14 protein-coding genes are annotated in these 16948 nt (G+C 60.8%); 12 read left to right on the forward strand and 2 right to left on the reverse strand.

Annotated features, from left to right (window positions below; translation table 11 throughout):
- Positions 1-11: 11 nt before the first annotated feature.
- Entirely contained in the window at positions 12-704 is a 693-nt protein-coding gene (locus tag H7E91_RS03235; RefSeq protein ID WP_182353676.1) for a glycosyltransferase family 2 protein, read from the reverse strand.
- Between the two features lie 132 nt (positions 705-836).
- Between H7E91_RS03235 and H7E91_RS03240 the strand changes: the two genes are divergently transcribed.
- Genes H7E91_RS03240 through H7E91_RS03270 form a run of 7 tightly spaced genes read left to right on the forward strand, consistent with a single transcriptional unit; the run spans position 837 to position 9073 of the window.
- Positions 837-1433 carry an acyltransferase gene (locus H7E91_RS03240; protein WP_182353677.1) on the forward strand — a complete coding sequence of 199 codons (597 nt, stop codon included), beginning with the start codon at positions 837-839 and terminating at the stop codon, positions 1431-1433.
- Positions 1433-2545 carry a DegT/DnrJ/EryC1/StrS family aminotransferase gene (locus H7E91_RS03245; protein ID WP_182353678.1) on the forward strand — a complete coding sequence of 371 codons (1113 nt, stop codon included), beginning with the start codon at positions 1433-1435 and terminating at the stop codon, positions 2543-2545. Before H7E91_RS03240 ends, H7E91_RS03245 begins: the two co-directional genes overlap by 1 nt.
- Entirely contained in the window at positions 2545-3534 is a 990-nt protein-coding gene (locus H7E91_RS03250; RefSeq protein WP_182353779.1) for a Gfo/Idh/MocA family protein, read from the forward strand. Before H7E91_RS03245 ends, H7E91_RS03250 begins: the two co-directional genes overlap by 1 nt.
- Entirely contained in the window at positions 3531-4727 is a 1197-nt protein-coding gene (locus H7E91_RS03255; RefSeq protein WP_182353679.1) for a glycosyltransferase, read from the forward strand. The genes H7E91_RS03250 and H7E91_RS03255 overlap by 4 nt, the downstream gene beginning before the upstream one ends.
- A complete protein-coding gene (locus H7E91_RS03260; RefSeq protein ID WP_182353680.1) occupies positions 4724-6541 on the forward strand; it encodes an ABC transporter ATP-binding protein in 1818 nt (605 codons plus the stop codon). Before H7E91_RS03255 ends, H7E91_RS03260 begins: the two co-directional genes overlap by 4 nt.
- Positions 6534-7931: a glycosyltransferase family 4 protein gene (locus tag H7E91_RS03265; protein WP_241698353.1), complete on the forward strand. Its 1398-nt coding sequence runs from the start codon at positions 6534-6536 to the stop codon at positions 7929-7931. The genes H7E91_RS03260 and H7E91_RS03265 overlap by 8 nt, the downstream gene beginning before the upstream one ends.
- Positions 7932-7933: 2 nt before the next feature.
- Positions 7934-9073, forward strand: a complete 1140-nt coding sequence (locus H7E91_RS03270) for a glycosyltransferase family protein (protein ID WP_182353682.1) — start codon at positions 7934-7936, stop codon at positions 9071-9073.
- Here the strand turns inward: H7E91_RS03270 and wecB are convergent.
- A complete protein-coding gene (gene wecB / locus H7E91_RS03275) occupies positions 9032-10111 on the reverse strand; it encodes a non-hydrolyzing UDP-N-acetylglucosamine 2-epimerase (protein WP_182353683.1) in 1080 nt (359 codons plus the stop codon). The two genes, H7E91_RS03270 and wecB, sit on opposite strands and share 42 nt — an antisense overlap.
- A 43-nt stretch (positions 10112-10154) precedes the next feature.
- On the opposite strand from wecB, the gene H7E91_RS03280 reads away from it, so the two are divergent.
- The 5 genes from H7E91_RS03280 (at position 10155) to galE (ending at position 16734) form a co-directional block, all read left to right on the forward strand.
- Positions 10155-11267 carry a glycosyltransferase gene (locus H7E91_RS03280; RefSeq protein WP_182353684.1) on the forward strand — a complete coding sequence of 371 codons (1113 nt, stop codon included), beginning with the start codon at positions 10155-10157 and terminating at the stop codon, positions 11265-11267.
- Positions 11264-12328 (forward strand): glycosyltransferase, encoded by a 1065-nt coding sequence (locus tag H7E91_RS03285; RefSeq protein ID WP_182353685.1) that lies wholly within the window; start codon positions 11264-11266, stop codon positions 12326-12328. Before H7E91_RS03280 ends, H7E91_RS03285 begins: the two co-directional genes overlap by 4 nt.
- A 106-nt stretch (positions 12329-12434) precedes the next feature.
- Positions 12435-13736 carry a nucleotide sugar dehydrogenase gene (locus H7E91_RS03290; RefSeq protein WP_182353686.1) on the forward strand — a complete coding sequence of 434 codons (1302 nt, stop codon included), beginning with the start codon at positions 12435-12437 and terminating at the stop codon, positions 13734-13736.
- A gap of 2 nt (positions 13737-13738) precedes the next feature.
- Complete coding sequence (locus H7E91_RS03295) at positions 13739-15697, forward strand: DUF6541 family protein (RefSeq protein ID WP_182353687.1); 1959 nt, start codon at positions 13739-13741, stop codon at positions 15695-15697.
- Between the two features lie 17 nt (positions 15698-15714).
- Positions 15715-16734, forward strand: coding sequence for a UDP-glucose 4-epimerase GalE (galE, locus tag H7E91_RS03300; RefSeq protein ID WP_182353688.1), 1020 nt, complete (start codon positions 15715-15717; stop codon positions 16732-16734).
- Positions 16735-16948: the final 214 nt, after the last annotated feature.

Here is a 16948-nt window from a genome sequence, read left to right on the forward strand (position 1 = left end):
TCTCATGTCTACTAGCCGAACAGCATCTCGGTCACGATGTTCACTCCGTTGAGAAGGCTCTGTCCCTTCGACCGAGAATAGTCGGTGTAGTCAATAGTCACGGATTCCTCTGCCCACGGCAGTCGGGTGGCCGCGAGCTGGTGCACAATCTCAGAGGCGTGTGCCATGCGGTTCTGTCTGAGTCGGATTTGTTCAAGAGCGTCCCTGCGGAGCACACGCAGACCATTGTGAGCATCGGTCATGTCCATGCCGGTGCGTAGCTTCGTCGCTTTCGCCGCTGTTCGAAGGACGAGCTTCTTCAGTGCGCCCGCCTGATGGGTTTCCGAGAGGAACCGGGAGCCGAGCACAAAGCCAAGATTGTCTGCCTCAGCCCGTTCGATCATCCGTAGCGCGTCGCTTGTTCGATGCTGACCATCGGCGTCAAAAGTGACGACGTAGCGGGCATCCGTGTATGTCAGGACCCAGTCAAAGCCGGTCTGCAGTGCGGCGCCCTGGCCGAGGTTGATTGGATGCTGCGCGACTTCGGCTCCCGCCGCATGTGCAAGGGACGCCGAACCATCCACGGATCCATCGTCCACGCACAGAATGTTGGGAAAGGTCTGAAGGGTGTGCGAGATGACATCCCCGATGACGGTCGCCTCGTTGTACAGAGGCACGACCAGCCACGTCTTTCGAACGATCGGGGGGTATCCAGTCATGCTCATTGCCTAAGTATCGCATGATAACCTTTGGCGTAGCCGAATCCACCGGCCAGCATGCGAGCATGCCAACCCAAACGGCACACAGCCCATGCCAGAGTTGAACATAAGCCGCTGAGGCTCGTGTGAGGAGCGCACATGACGATCCGTGTTGTCGATACCGCTGATGTTTCCGAAGAAGCCACAATCGGCGAAGGCTCAAGCGTGTGGCACCTGGCCCAGATCCGAGAGAATGCAGTCCTCGGCAAGAACTGCATCATCGGTCGGGGAGCCTACATCGGAGAAGGCGTCCTCCTCGGCGACAACTGCAAGATTCAGAACTATGCGCTCGTCTACGAGCCTGCCAAGCTTGCTGATGGTGTCTTCATCGGCCCCGCCGCTGTGCTGACGAACGATCTATATCCCCGCGCGATTAACCCGGACGGAACGCAAAAATCGGCCTCCGACTGGGACCATGTCGGCGTCACCCTTGAAAAGGGTTCCTCGGTTGGCGCTCGCGCCGTCTGCGTGGCGCCCGTGACCATCGGAAAATGGGCCACTGTCGCGGCGGGAGCCGTTGTAACGAAGGACGTCCCACCCCACGCGCTTGTCGTGGGCGTCCCCGCACGCCAGATCGGTTGGGTCGGCTTCGCCGGAGTGAAGCTCGAGGACATTGGCGGGGGGCGCTGGGCGTGCCCGGCGACCGGCGACATTTTTGAAGAATGCGATTCGACAATCCGAAAGGTTGATGCCTGATGGCAAAATCCATGATTCCCGCGGCCAAGCCGATCGTAGGTGATGAAGAGCGCGCGGCAGTGGACGCGGTCCTCGTGTCAGGCATGCTGGCGCAGGGCGCCGAAGTCGCCTCGTTTGAGGAAGAGTTCTCTGCGGAGTTGACTCCGGGTGCGACGTCGATCGCTGTTAACTCCGGAACTTCCGCTCTTCACCTTGGGCTTCTCGCCGCCGGAATCGGCCCGGGTGACGAGGTCATCGTGCCGTCCTTCACTTTCGCTGCGACAGGAAACTCCGTTGCCATCACGGGAGCGTCCCCCGTGTTCGCCGACATCGAGCTCGATACCTTCTGCCTTGACCCTGATTCGGTGCGCGCAGCGGTGACTGAGCGGACGAAGGCGATCATGCCGGTCCACCTCTACGGTCACCCGGCTAATATGGATGAGCTGTCGAAGATCGCCGAGGAACACGGGCTCATGATCTTCGAAGATGCAGCACAGGCGCACGGTGCGTCCCTGCACGGTACGAAGGTCGGCACGTTTGGCACCTTCGGTGCGTTCTCGCTCTACCCAACGAAGAACATGACGTCTGGTGAGGGCGGCATGGTGACTGCGACCGATCCTGAGTTTGTGCGCATGATTCAGCTGCTTCGCAATCAGGGAATGCTCACCCAGTATCAGAACGAAGTTGTCGGTCTCAACAACAGGATGACGAACATACATGCGGCGATCGGTCGCGTCCAGCTGCGCAAGATCGCAGGATGGACGAAGGCTCGCCAGGAAAACGCGGCATTCCTCAACGCCAATCTCGAGGGTGTTGTGACCCCGCCTGTGATGGATGGTGCTGTGCACGTGTACCACCAGTACACGATCAGGATCGAAGGCTCGGACGGTGCGGAGAGGGATCGTTTCGCAACCGCGCTACGCGAGGAGTACATGGTTGGATGCGGAGTTTACTACCCGATCCCGAACCATCGCCTGCCCTCCCTCGCCCCGTACGCCCCGAACCTCGAGCTACCCGTGACTGAGACGGCAGCGAAGGAAGTCCTCTCTCTGCCCGTCCATCCGTCCCTGACCCAGGATGACCTCGACCGGATTGTCGAGGCGGTCAACGAGACTGCGAAGGCAGGTGCGTGATGACACTGCGTGCAGGAATTATCGGAATCGGCTCCATGGGCCGTCACCACGCCCGCGTGATTCGTGAAACCGAAGGCATGGAGCTCGTCGCGATCGCCGATCCCGGCGGTGACAAGTTCGGTGTCGCAAAGGGTCTCGACGTGCTTCCTGACGTGGACGCGCTCATTGATGCTGGAATCGACACAGCCATGGTCGCCGTGCCGACCGTCTACCACGAGGACGTTGCGATTAAGCTGGCCGAGGCCGGCATTCACACGATGGTTGAGAAGCCGATCGCACACGATGTCGAGGCGGGCCGGCGGGTTGCCGAGGCCTTCGACAAGCCAGACCTTGTCGGTGCTGTCGGCTATGTCGAGCGGTGCAACCCCGCGATCATGGCATTGCGTGAGAAGCTTGCGGACGGGATCCTTGGTGAGATCTACCAGATCCAGACGAGGAGGCAGGGTCCCTTCCCTGCGCGAATTTCCGACGTCGGCGTTGTCAAGGATCTGGCGACCCACGACATCGACCTCACCGCTTACGTCGCCCAGTCCGAGTACGAGAACGTTGCTGCTCAGACCTCGCACAGGTCCGGCCGTGAGTTCGAGGACATGGTTCTCGTCACCGGGCGTCTGAAAAACGGCATCATTGTCAACCACGTCGTGAACTGGCTCTCGCCTTTCAAGGAAAGACTCACTCTCGTCACCGGCGAGCGCGGTGCTCTGCTTGCCGACACTCTCAACAATGACCTGACGTTCTACGAAAATGGCACAGTAAGGACACAGTGGGACGCTGTCGCCCAGTTCCGCGGCGTTTCCGAAGGAGCCATCACCCGGTTCGCCATTGAGAAGCGTGAGCCTCTCAAGGTTGAGCAGGAACGTTTCCGTGATGCGGTGAACGGTCTTGGACACGAGATCGTCACCATGGTCGAGGGCGTCAAGACCCTCGAAGTCATTCAGGCAATCCTGGACTCAGCCAGGACCGGGCAGTCGGTCAGCCTTAGTTCGTGAATCAACGCAGCACGGAAGGACACCGCGCGCTTCGCGTGACGATATCCTCCCGAATCTGGGAGCCGGAACGGGCCGCTGCTGCGTTCCGGCTCCGATCCTTGGCGGCGGGCCTCGTTGAACTTGGGGCTCGCGTGCGAGTCCACACATCGAAGCCGCCGCCACAGCTGGTCGCAGAGGCGACGGAAGCTGACCGGCGAGCACCGTTTGCTGTTAACAGGCATCGCGTGCTCAGAGGTGAGGATGGTTATCTCCGCGGGTACTTCCAGTACCTGAGCTTCGACCTACCGCTCCTCTGGCATCTGCTCACTGATGCGAAGCCGGATGTTTACATCTGTGAGCCCCCGCCAACGACGGGGATGATGACGCGCATTGTCGCGACAATTCGCAGGCGACCCTATGTCTATTACGCTGCCGACATTTGGTCCGACGCCTCCGAAAGCACAAATGTCCCGTCCGTTGTCGTTACCGCGTTGCGGGCGGTCGAACGCTGGGTGCTCACGGGTGCAGCCAATGTCATCGCCGTTAATGCCGCTGTTGCGGACCGTGCAAAGCAACTGGGTGCGACGAACGTGACGACGGTTCAAAACGGTGTCGACACCAGCGTTTTTACGCCTGACGGAGACCCTTCACCGCTCGCTGGCACACCCTACTTTGTCTACGCAGGCACGATGTCTGAGTGGCGGGGAAGTGATGTCTTCGTGAGGGCTCTCGCCCAGATTCACGCCGACTTCCCGGATCTGCGGCTCGTCTTCGTCGGGCAGGGCAATGCCGTCGACGATCTGCGCCGGACTGCGGATGGTTTAGGCGTGGGTGAGGCGGTACACATTCTTCCTCCGGTATCCCCTGACGTTGCCGCCGCCTATCAGCGGGACGCCATCGCCGCGCTTGTCTCTATCCGTCCTGGTATCGGGTATGACATGGCGTTCCCGACGAAGACGATGGCTGCCTGGGCGTGCGGGAGCCCCGTTATTTATGCGGGAGCTGGCCTTGCGCGCGATCTTATACGAGCGAATTATCTGGGCTGGTCGTGCGAGTATGATGTCGCAGAGGTTGCACAGGCGATGCATGACGCCGCGGCTTCGACTGGAGACCGCAGTGGGCTCGCCGAGTGGGCCATTGAGAACGTGAGCCTGTCAGCGGCGGCGAGTAGAGCGGCCCGAGCAATCTTCAAGACTGTGAAGGAAGCGCAATGAAAAGACTCCTGCATCTGGTGAAGCACCTTCTGCTTGCGTTACCCGCAGGTTCGCGGCGCTTCATCAGGCTCTTTGCTGGAGCGCTCTCCGCGCTCGCACTCCTCGACATTGCAGCGCTCGGCATTTTGGCTCTCTTGCTGGGCCCACTGATCTCTGGTTCTTCCGTTACTGTTCCGGGCCTCGGCATCACGCTGTCCGAACCGGGAGATTTCGGAATAGCGCTAGGGATCGTCTGTGGTCTCATTCTCCTCAAGGGAGTCCTCGGGATCGTTGTCCAGCGTCTTTCAACGCGACGCTTCGCTCGTTTTGAGCAGGCCCTTGGCGCAAAACTTCTTGACTCATTCTTCTTCGCTCCCTGGTTGGACCGGCTCTCGAGGAACTCGTCCGATCTTGTCCGCTCGACCGATGTCGGTGTCTCCTCGACTGTGTCGGGGATACTGATTCCGTACACACAGCTGATGGGCGAGATTGCCACGTTCGTTGCTGTCATCACGGTCCTCCTCATCGCGACGCCTGCGATGGCGGTCGGCGCCGTTGTTTACTTCGCCGCTGTGGGATTCTTTCTGTCTCGTTGGGTCCTCACACGAGCGGTGAAGGCGGGTCGGGACAATCGTGATTATTCGACGAGATCTGTCAGGCTAATTTCTGAGATGGTTCAGTCCCTTAAGGAAGTCACACTTCGAAACAAGGGTGACGAGATCCAAAAAGTCGTGCTGGATGTCCGACAGAAAGCGTCAACCGCACGAGCCAACCAAGTGTTCCTGGGCTCGGTGCCACGTTATGTGTTGGAAATGGCGCTCATCGGCGGGCTTGCCCTCGCAGCGGCCTACGGATATTCCAGCTCTGGAATGGAAGGCGCGGTCGCTCAACTCGCTCTGTTTGGGGTTGCGGGATTCCGTCTCGTCCCCGCGTTCACCCGTTTTCAAACCATCATGGCGCAAACGGCCGCTGCGATGCCGTATGCGGAGCGCGTTCTCGACGAAATCCAAATCGGTCAACGAAATCGGGAGTCCTACGCGGTCAAGCAGAGCGGTCTTACTCTCGATTCAGACGTCCGCAACCTCCGTTTAGACAACGTTAGCTTCAGGTACCCGAACGCATCGTCACTGGCGGTTGATGGAGTCTCCTTCGATATTCCTTTCGGCTCGTCTCTCGCCCTCGTCGGCGAGTCCGGCTCGGGAAAGTCCACTTTGGTCGACATCATGCTTGGTCTGCTCGAGCCTACCGGGGGAGCTCTTTATATCGATGATGTGCCGATGGCCGATGCCATGGCTTCGTGGCAGTCACGAGTGGGCTACGTCCCGCAGCACGTTGCAATCTTCGACTCTACCGTGGCCCATAATGTGGCTCTGACGTGGGAAGACGACCTGATCGACGACGAGAGAGTTCGCCGCGCACTCGATCGCGCCCAACTACTCGACGTTATCGAGGCAAGGTCTGAAGGCATCCACGGGAAGGTCGGTGAAGGCGGTATCAGCCTCTCCGGCGGCCAGAGACAGAGGCTCGGCATTGCACGGGCGCTCTATGCTGACCCCATCGTGCTTGTCATGGACGAGGCGACGTCAGCGCTTGATACAGCAACCGAAGCGGCAGTTACGGAAGCGGTCGCGGCACTCGCTGGCGACGTGACGACAATTGTTGTCGCACACAGACTGGCGACGATTCGTCACTCGGACCAAGTCTGTTTCATGAAAGATGGCAAAGTTGCCGCTCGTGGCACTTTCGATGAGGTTGTCAGGGATGAGCCGGAGTTCGCCAGACAGGCGCTTCTCGCGGGCCTGACGCCAGATGGGAATCTGAAGAACTATGGCTAGTGACTCGCCGGCACACTGGAGCTCGACCAAACTCACGAAAGGCTCGCGGCCCGCTCGTATTGCGCAGCTGGTCGCCCATGAAGTCTTTAGGGACGCGCGCGTACTGAAGGAAGCAGGCTCGGCCACTTCTGCGGGTGCCGAGGTGAAGATTTTCTGTCGTGCACTCCAGGGCGGCCCAACGTCGGAAAAGCACATCGTTGTCGACGGACGAGCGGTGCTCAGAGTTCCGGGCGTCTCTGCCTACTCCGTTGTCCCAAAAAGTCTCTTGCACTCATTGCGGCGCGGGTCGGGAATGAGCGTTGACGCGGCAGGCCACATTTCGGCGGAGCCGGCTGAACTCAACTCCTCTTCGTTACAACCCTTGACTGCGAAGCAAAGGGCCATCAAGAAGCTGAAAGACGCAGGCTACAGAGTTGCGAACACCATCGACTCCCCGCTCGGGCTGGCTTCTTGGTGGATGAGAATGGTCGCGGAGCTCAAGGCGTTCGAGCCCGACCTCATCCACTGCAATGATGGCAACACGCTCGTTCCGGGTTATCTCGCCGCCAGGGCTCTGAAAGTTCCGTTTGTCTACGATTCTCACGAACTATGGCTGCACAGGGCGACAAAGAAGAACCGTATCTTGGCACCACACGTCGAGGCTCTCTATGAGAGGGCGACCGTACCCGCCGCCGCCGGCGTCATCACCGTCTCTGATTCCATTGCACGCTGGTTGAAGGACAAGTACAGGCTCAGAAGCCTGCCTTCCGTCGTGCGGAACGCTCCAGATCCGATCGACGACGTTCCGGGTCGCCTCCGTGAGCTCGCGGGACTATCTCCGGAGGACCGCATCATTTCTTTCTCTGGCGGATTGAACCCCACTCGAGGTGTTGACATTGTCGTGAGGGCACTGCCGCTGCTACCGGACAACGTACACTTCGTCATGCTCGGGTTTGGCTCCCAGGATTACTTACTCGAATTACGGAATCTCGCGGCCAGTCTCGGCGTAGCGAATCGCATTCACGTCGTGGGTCCAGTGCCGTCAGGTGAGGTGCCGGGGACTTTGTCAGACTCTGATGTTGCGTACGTATTCTTGAGGCCCGATTGCCTCAATCACGAGTTCGCGCTTCCAAACAAGCTGTTTGAGGCGATCTCTGCCGGACTTCCAATCGTGGCATCAGAGCTACCGGAAGTGTCACGACTAGTCGCGGAGGAAGGCGTCGGGCGTGTATTCAAGGGAGAAGATCCTCGGGAGTTTGCAAAGGCAGTGACTTCCGTGCTGGATGATGGTGACGGCTTTCGGCAAGCGTCGGAAGCTGCTCGTGTGAAGATCACGTGGGACTCAGAGGCGGCCGGACTCATCCGGCTCTACCAAGACGTTCTGTCGCGAGATGACCTCGGCGAAGCTTAACGATGCGTCCTACCCTGTTGATCCTCTCCTTCTCGCCGATCGCTGCGGACGCTCGCGTCCTCAAGCAGGTGCGGCTCTTCGCGGATGTGTACGACGTGACGACCTGCGGATACGGCCCGATGCCGGAGGGCGTCGTCGAACACATTCGCATTCCCGACGAGTTGATCTACTGGCGCAAGGACCGCAAGCTGCTTATCACGAAGCAGTATCGGGCAGTCCTCGAGAAGCAGGAGGTCAACGCCTACCTGCGAACGATACTCGCGAACAGGACCTTCGACGTCATCCTCGCGGACGACATCGACCCGGTCCCGCTGGCTCTTGAACTGGCGCCGCGCGGCGGGGTTCATGCCGACCTCCACGAGTACTCTCCGGGTCAGAAGCAGGACGATTGGAAGTGGCGGGCTTTCGTCGGGCCCTACATTTCCTGGCTCGTCAGCACTTTCGTGACTCGTGCCGACCGGGTCACCACTGTCTGTGACGGGATCGCCGACGAGTATCGGCGACGTTTCGGCATCGAAGCGAGTGTCGTTATGAACGCGACGCCGCTACATGATCTTGCACCTCGGCCGACCGGTGAGCCGATCCTGCTCGTCCATTCGGGCGCCTGCCTCCGCAACCGTAATCTTCAGGTCATGATCGAGGCGATGAACGAAGTGCAGCCCGGGCGTTTCATTCTCGACTTCTACCTCACGCCCAATGACCCGGGTTACCTCGACGAACTCAAAGAGCAGGCGGCGCGAACTCCTGGAGTGACAATCCACGAACCCGTCGAGTACGACAGGCTAGTCGCCCGGCTCAACGAGTATGACCTTGGCGTCTTTCTCCTGCCGCCGGTCAACTTCAATTACCGATTCGCGCTACCGAACAAGTTCTTTGACTTCATCCAGGCACGCCTCGGCATCATCATCGGACCGAGTCCGGAGATGGAGAAGATTCTCAACCGCGAAAACCTCGGTGCCGTCTCAGCAGACTTCACGGCCTCCGCGCTCGCGGAGACGCTTAACTCCGTGACACGGGCGGATATCGAGCGCTGGAAGATGAATTCTCACGAATCTGCTGGCGCCCTCTCGGCTGAGCAGCAGTCCCAGGGCTGGATCGAGTCAGTCGCCGCTCTTGCTGCTCGCGCGATCGCGAAGGACTGAGACGACGCGGTCGGCGGCCTGCCCGTCGCCGTAAGGAATCTCGTCGGTCTCAGCCGGGCGGGGGCGCGTCGCCGCGGCGAGGATCCCGCTCGGCTCGACGAGGACGTTCCAGCCGAGTTCGACTGTCTCCACCCATTCCGTTTGGGGTCTGACGGTCGTGCACGGCGTGCGCAAGAGGAACGCCTCCTTCTGCAGGCCGCCGGAGTCCGTGATGATACCGCGCGCTGACCGGGCAGACGCGAGGAGCTTCGGGTAGGGCAGCGACTCGAGAACATGCAGGGAGCCGCCCTCAAGTGTGATGCCGTGCTGTTCTGCCTTGGCGACGAGCCGAGGGTGGGCAAGGATGACGACCGGGTGATCGACGCTCTGAAGCGACTCGATGATCGTCTTGAGCCTCGCAGGAGAGTCGGTATTCTCGGCGCGATGGATTGTCGCGAGTGAATAGGTTCCCGGTTCGAAGCCCAGCTTCTCTGTGATCGGAGAGTCGTCATCGGCAAGGGCTGCCACTTCGTTCATGAGAACGTCGGTCATGACGTCCCCGACGACAACCGTGCGGTCGGCAAGCCCTTCTATTGCGAGGTGCGTGGCCGCGACCTGGGTCGGCGCGAGGAGGAGATCGGCTGCGTGGTCGGTGAGGACGCGGTTGATCTCCTCGGGCATGGCGCGGTTAAAGGACCGGAGCCCGGCCTCGAGGTGGGCGAGCGGGTAGTGGAGTTTAACGGCGCTGACCGCGGCGGCAAGCGTTGAGTTCGTGTCGCCGTAGACAAGGACCCAATCAGGGTCATGCGCGACGATGACGTCATCAAGCCTCCCCATCATGTCGCCCGTCTGCTTGCCGTGAGTACCCGACCCGACCCCCAGGTGCTCATCAGGCGCAGGAATCTTGAGGTCCTCGAAGAAGACGTCCGAGAGAAGCGGGTCATAGTGCTGACCCGTGTGGACGATGATGTGCTCAATTCCCGCGCGCTCGCAGGCGTGGGCGATCGGGGAGAGCTTGACGAACTGAGGGCGGGCGCCGACGACGCTGAGGATCTTCACGACCCCAGGATAGGTCATTGCGCGAAACGGGTAGTGTTGACTTATGCGAGTTGTAGCGGTCAGTACTTGGTTCCCAACGAAGAGAGCCCCATCATCCGGCGCGTTTGTCGTCAAAGATGTGTTGGCCATTGAAGACGCCGGAAACGAGGTGAAGTTAGTTCACCTTGTGTCACCCCATCAGGATGACGGGACGCGACACGTCGTCCACGAGGGCATCACAGTTCTTCGAATGCCCTTCGACCCGAAGAATCCGGTTGACATGGCCGCGGTTGTCCGGCAACTACCGTCCGTCCTCGAGGGCGCCGATCTCGTTCACTCGATGGCGGTATCTTCACTCGGCCCGCTCGCGCTCCTCAAAGCCGCTGGCAAGCTCGACGTGCCGTGGGTTCACACAGAGCACTGGTCGGGACTGACGAATCCGGAGACGCTCACGCCGTTCCTCTGGGCATCGCGCCCGGCCGTCGGTGCTGCACTCAAGGCACCGGACACGGTTACGGCGGTCTGTGACTATCTTGCTGATCCAATCCGCTCATATCGCGGTGACAGGTCGGTCCAGGTCGTTCCCTGCATTGTGCCCGGGGCCAGTGAGATCATTGAGCCGCGTTCAGTCGAAGAGGTTGGCGAGTTGCGTATGGTCACCGTTGGCGGCCTCATCGAGCGAAAGAATCCGATGATGGCACTGGACGTGACCGAGGAGCTCCTGCGCCGGGGGGTCAATGCACGCATGATCTTCGTTGGCGATGGCCCACTTCGAGATGCCATCGAGGAGCGTGCAGAGAAGGAACCTCTTCGAGGCCACGTCACCCTGACAGGCAACCTTGATCGCGCCGGAGTTGTTCAAGCTCTCAACGATTCCCATGTGTTCCTCGGTCCGACGAAGGGTGACAACTTCTTCGTTTCTTGCGCTGAGGCGATCGCCCAGGGCCGGCCCGTCGTCGTGTCTGACAAGGGTGGCCAGGGCGAATACGTCAAACCGATCGCAGGCCGGGTGCTTTCTGATGCGACCGCAGCTGAGTACGCAGACGCTGTGCTCGAGGTTGTCGGTAGCGCCACTGCCCAAGAGATCGCCGACTCGATCGGTACTGACTTCCACCCCGACTCTGTCGGCTACGGCTACCGCAACGTCTATGACAACCTCCTGGCAGGGCGGCTGTGAGCCACCGCGTCGATGTCGTCATTGCGTGTCATTCTCCGGCGAGACCAGTCGGACGTGCTGTCGCATCCGTCTTAGAGGGGAATAGCGAAGACGTTAGCCTGACCGTCGTCTGTCACAACGTCAACGTCAACAAGATTCGGGACGTCATCGGCGAGCGTCATCGTGATGACGTGACATTCCTACATCTAGAAGACGGAATCCGTTCTGCGAGTGGACCTTTCGAACATGGCATGGCCCATGCAACCGGCGAGTTTGTCTCGATCCTTGGTTCGGATGACACGCTCCAGCCGGGTGCGGTGCGCGCGTGGCTCGACCTCGCGGACTCGACCGGCGCAGAGGTTGTCATCACCAGGCTCCTTCTCGAGGGCACAACCGTACATACCCCGCCTGCGCGCCCACTGCATCGCGGTCTAGCGGATCCGGTCAAGGATCGCCTGAGCTACCGAAGTGCACCCCTTGGTCTCGTCTCTCGGGCAGCTCGGAAAAGGACGGGCGCACAGCTAGTTGCGGGCGCCCAAGTTGGCGGTGATGTCCCGTATGTCACTCAGCTATGGTTCGAAGCCGCGACTGCGGTCCAGCGATCAGGACCCGGCTACAATATTGGAGAGTCGGCGACCGACAGAGTCACGTACAGCCCGCGCCCTATCGTCGATGAGTTCTCATTCATTCACGCTCTCCTCGACGCCGAGTGGTACCAAAAGCTTGCGACGCCTGAGCGTGTGGCTATTGCCGCAAAACTCTTGCGGATTCACATCTTTGGAGTCGTCATCAATCGTCCCGGGCCGCAGTGGTGGACCGACGAACAGCGGATCGCGCTCGCGGTGGCCGCAGGACGGATTATTGACTCCTCGCCGGGGGTACTCGACCGTCTGTCGATCGCCGACAATCGAGTAGTGACGGCGATCAGGTCTCGACAAGTCTCGGCGGCAGACATGATCGCCAAAGCCCACGCCCGACGCCGGCATGGGGCGCCACTCACGCTCATTCCCGCAAATCCGCTCATGATGTTCGCGCGAGAGGCGCCGCTGAGATTCATGGCAGGGTCCCTCCTGACAAGGTGACTGCACTCTCACGGCTTCCCGCCCCCGCAGCGTCCGTTGCCTGGAGTAGGATCTCTAATGGCACGAACGGCTTAGTTGGCAACGTTGAGATGATTGAGGAGCTTTCATGCGCATTGCAGTAGTCGCATTGGGAAAGATCGGTTTGCCGCTCGCGGCTCAGTTCGCTGACGCGGGGCATGAGGTCATCGGTGTCGATGTATCCCAAAGAGTCGTCGACTCTGTTAATGCAGCCAAGGAGCCTTTCCCGGGCGAGGCACATCTCCAGGAGTACCTCGAGCGACTTGTCCCAGCTGGCAGGCTTCGCGCGACAACAGACTATGCCGAGGCGATTCCCGGTGCGGATGCGATCGTCCTCGTTGTGCCGCTGTTCGTCAACGATGAAACCTGGGAGCCTGACTTTGGGTGGATGGATGCGGCGACGACGTCGCTCGCCGAGCACCTCACACCCGGCACCCTTATCTCTTACGAGACCACCCTTCCGGTCGGGACGACCCGGAACCGCTGGAAGCCGATGATCGAAGAGATCTCCGGCCTGACGGAGGGCACCGACTTCCATCTCGTCTTCTCGCCAGAGCGTGTTCTGACCGGGCGGGTCTTTGAAGATCTGCGTCGCTACCCGAAGCTCGTCGGCGGGCTGAGCGGCGATGGTGCCAGGCTGGCGAAGGAGTTCTACGAGGCTGTCCTCACGTTCGATGACCGGCCGGATCTTGCTGAGCCCAACGGCGTGTGGGACATGGGAAGCGCGGAGGCAGCCGAGATGGCGAAGCTCGCCGAGACCACGTACCGCGACGTCAACATCGGGCTGGCCAACCAGTTCGCTGTCTACGCGGACAAAGAAGGCATTGACGTCCAGCGCGTCATCGATGCCTGCAACTCCCAGCCGTATTCCCACATCCATCGCCCCGGTATCGCTGTCGGTGGGCACTGCATCCCCGTCTACCCCAGGCTCTACCTGTCAACCGACCCGGACGCGTCGATCGTGCGCACGGCTCGTTCCTTCAATGCCGCTATGCCCTCCTACGTCGTTGGTCGCGTTGAAGAGCTTATTGGTGGCCTCGAGGGACTCAACGTTGTTGTTCTCGGCGCCTCCTACCGAGGCAAGGTGAAGGAGACCGCGTTTTCTGGTGTCTTCGCAACCGTTGATGAGCTGAAAAACCGCGGCGCAAACGTCCTCGTCCACGATCCCATGTACTCCGATGAGGAGATCATTGGCTTCGGCTGGCAGCCGTACCACCTTGGAGACAATGTCGACGTCGCGATCGTCCAAGCCGACCACGAGGAGTACAAGACGCTGAGAGCTTCTGACCTGCCGGGTGTCAGGCTACTCGCCGATGGCAGGCGCGTCACCGACCCCGCGCTGTGGTCCGGTGTTGTCCGCGTCGTCATCGGTGATTCTTTCAGCAGCTAACAGTGGATGCGCCAGCCTCGCTGCTCGTCACAGGGACACTGCTAGGGCTTCTCCTGCCGGGATACCTGCTTTTGCGGGGGCTACGCGTTCCTCCCAGTATCGCCATCGGAGCCGCTCCTGCCCTGCTTGCAGGTGCCGTGGCACCGCTGACGATCCAGCTCAGAGGCTCCTTTGCGACTGGCGATGGCTGGATGATGACGGTGTGGGTGGTTGCTGGAGCCATGGCGCTCGCAGGCGCCGTCCTCTGGGTCTTCTCGCCCAAGCTCGCTGAGGCCAAGAGAGAGCCGTCTCGGCTCCTCATGGGAGTCGCACTCGGTGCGATGGTTATCGCCTTGGCGGTCACTGCCTACCAGATTCTCGTCGGTATGGGCGGACTTGATGTCCCGCTACAGCGCCGAGATTCAGTCTCCCATTACAACGTCATTGCCGGCATCTTCAATGAGTGGGGTACTGTTCACCCGCTCGAAACGCGGGGCTGGATGATCGGTGCGAAGGGCGCCGTGTCGTTCTATCCGTCGACCTTCCATGCTCTTGCCGCGGCAATCCCTGTGGAGCAGGGCGTGGTCGCAGGCAATATTCTCGCCGTTGTCTGTGCTTTCCTATGGATTATCGGGCTGACAAGCCTTGCGAGAGTCCTCTTTCCGACCCACCCCGGGGCCTGGATCGCGGCGCCCCTTGTCACGCTCCTCACGATCTCGTTCCCCTTCATCGCGATGTTCCGGCAGGGCCAGTGGCCGTTTGGCCTGTCGCTTGCGCTCACGCCGGGCGTCCTCGCTCTCTTTCTCTACGCTGTGCGCTCGAGGTCGATCCTCGGTGGTCTCGGAGTCCTCCTCGGCATCGTTGGCATCATCGCCCTTCATCCCAGTGGCGTCGCGGTTTTCGCGGCCGTCGTCTTTGCCGCCGCTGTCGTCGAGCTGGGGGAGCGTGCGGTGGCCGCGAGCAGTGGCCGTGTGCGTACGGAGCGATTGATGCCACCTGCCGTGGCGCTCCTCATTCTCGTCGGAACTGTCGCGGTCTACGTCATTGCTTCGCAATCGCCGAGCGTCATCGCCATGGGTAGCTACGCCCGACCGCAAACCCCAGCTCTTGAGCTGACGGGAGCGATGGTGTCGTTTGGTCACTTCAGCGTCAACGAACCATTCCCAATCGCTCCCGCGATCGGACTCATCGCCCTTCTCGTTATTGGCTCGCTCGTTGCAGTCCGCCACCGGACCTCACGAACGTTTTTCGGGGCAGGTCTCGTCTTCTTCATTTTCCTCCTCCTCACCCCTCTCGAGGGGAACGTCGCTCACGTGACCGGAGCCTTCTGGTATGGCGATCCCGAGCGGCTTCTCGCTGTGCTGTCGATGTTCACGACCCTGGCCGCGGCGCTAGGAGCCGGGTGGCTTGTCGAGAAGATCGCGCCGCGGGTAGCGGGGGACCGTGACATCGTGCGGGGTGGTGTCAGCCTTCTCATCGTCACACTCGCCCTGTCAATCACGTGGCTTGACCGGAACCACGTGCGCACCGACATCATTGTGGAGGGCAACTTCCAGCCGAGCTTCACGTCGCCCTATTTTGTTGGCGGCCCAGCGTGGGATGACGGGGATGCGGAATTTTGGCAGGGCACGGCCGAGATCGTGGGCAACGATGCGGTCATGACAGATTCGGCATCGGGCGGTGTCCTCCTACCAGCAATGGCGAACGTGCGGGCGGTTCCCGCGGTCACGACCTTTTCCTCCATGCCCCCGCATGGCCAAGAGGCAGCATGGATGCTACGGGACCCGGATCCGTTGCCTGCCGAATCCGCGGCCTGCGTTTTTCTTCACGAGAACGACATACGCTGGATCTACCTTGAGCGAGCTTATGACACGAGGTTTGCCGCGTCCCACTTCCGCTCAACCCTCGTAGCTCCGCATGGCGAGCTCGTTGCCGAGGATGGACCACGGGAGCTGTGGCGTATCAATGACTGTTGGAATTAGGCGAAAGAGGAGAGAAGTTGCGAGTACTCATCACGGGTGGGGCGGGCTACATTGGCTCGCACACTGCGGTTCAGCTTGTCGAGGCCGGTCACGACCCGGTCATCGTTGACAGCTACATCAACTCGACCCCCGGCGTGCTCGCACGGATCGAGAAGGTGACCGGCCGATCGGTGCCGTCGTACGAGTTGGATCTGGTCGATGAGAAGGGAACTCGGGAACTCTTCGACGAGGTCCGGCCTGACGCAGTCATTCACTTCGCCGGCCTCAAGGCCGTGGGGGAATCCGTTGAGAAGCCGTACGAGTACTACCGCAACAACCTCGAGTCAGCCCTCTCCGTCGTCGGCGGGATGCTGGCGACCGGATGCTGCAACATGATCTTTTCCTCCTCAGCAACCGTCTACGGGGAGGGATCGGTCCCGCTCACCGAGGACCAGCCCGATCTCTCGTCGAGCAACCCGTACGGCTGGACCAAGGTCATGATCGAGCAGATCCTCACCGACATTGCGACAGCGTCGAACCTTCGTGTCGCGATTCTGCGGTACTTCAACCCGGTTGGCGCGCACCCATCGGGGCTGATGGGTGAAGACCCAACGGGGATTCCCAATAACCTCATGCCCTACGTCGCCCAGGTCGCGGGAGGCCGCCGCGAGAAACTCACTATCTTTGGCGACGATTATCCGACGGAGGACGGCACGTGCCTGCGGGACTACCTCCACGTGCTCGATCTCGCCGACGGTCATATCGCGGCCCTCGAGAAGATCTCTGGCGAGGAGATTTCCGTCCGGGCGTGGAATCTCGGCCGCGGCACTCCCGTGTCCGTCCTCGAACTCGTCCACGCTTTTGAGGAGGCCTCGGGGCAGAAGGTCGCCTATGAGATCGGGCCCCGGCGCGCGGGCGACCTGCCAGCAGTGTGGGCGGACACGGCTCGAGCGCGTGAGGAGCTTGGGTGGGTAGCGGAGCGCACGGTCGAGGACATGTGTGCGGATACGTGGCGCTGGCAGCACCTCAATCCGCACGGGTACCGCACAGCGCTGTAGGAAAGCAGCCCAGCGACCTGGCGAACGGCTACACGTCGGGCTCATTCGGGACAATGCGACGTCTTGCGCCACCGTCCGGGACCATAAGTGCCGGTCAGCGCGTTATGGCCGCCTGTGTGATAAATCACATATGAGAGATCGTGGCGTAAACTCCCAGTCTTTGCCCTGTGAGCATCCAGCCATTTGACGAAACGGCCTTGTCACATCGTTCCCA

Source organism: Flaviflexus huanghaiensis (assembly GCF_014118685.1).
Lineage (GTDB): Bacteria > Actinomycetota > Actinomycetes > Actinomycetales > Actinomycetaceae > Flaviflexus > Flaviflexus huanghaiensis.

Bases quoted from the DNA above. Each gene is read 5' to 3' on its own strand.
- H7E91_RS03235 (WP_182353676.1), bottom strand. From the start codon at position 704: ATGAGCATGACTGGATACCCCCCGATCGTTCGAAAGACGTGGCTGGTC.
- H7E91_RS03240 (WP_182353677.1), top strand. From the start codon at position 837: ATGACGATCCGTGTTGTCGATACCGCTGATGTTTCCGAAGAAGCCACA.
- H7E91_RS03245 (WP_182353678.1), top strand. From the start codon at position 1,433: ATGGCAAAATCCATGATTCCCGCGGCCAAGCCGATCGTAGGTGATGAA.
- H7E91_RS03250 (WP_182353779.1), top strand. From the start codon at position 2,545: ATGACACTGCGTGCAGGAATTATCGGAATCGGCTCCATGGGCCGTCAC.
- H7E91_RS03260 (WP_182353680.1), top strand. From the start codon at position 4,724: ATGAAAAGACTCCTGCATCTGGTGAAGCACCTTCTGCTTGCGTTACCC.
- H7E91_RS03265 (WP_241698353.1), top strand. From the start codon at position 6,534: ATGGCTAGTGACTCGCCGGCACACTGGAGCTCGACCAAACTCACGAAA.
- H7E91_RS03270 (WP_182353682.1), top strand. From the start codon at position 7,934: ATGCGTCCTACCCTGTTGATCCTCTCCTTCTCGCCGATCGCTGCGGAC.
- H7E91_RS03280 (WP_182353684.1), top strand. From the start codon at position 10,155: ATGCGAGTTGTAGCGGTCAGTACTTGGTTCCCAACGAAGAGAGCCCCA.
- H7E91_RS03290 (WP_182353686.1), top strand. From the start codon at position 12,435: ATGCGCATTGCAGTAGTCGCATTGGGAAAGATCGGTTTGCCGCTCGCG.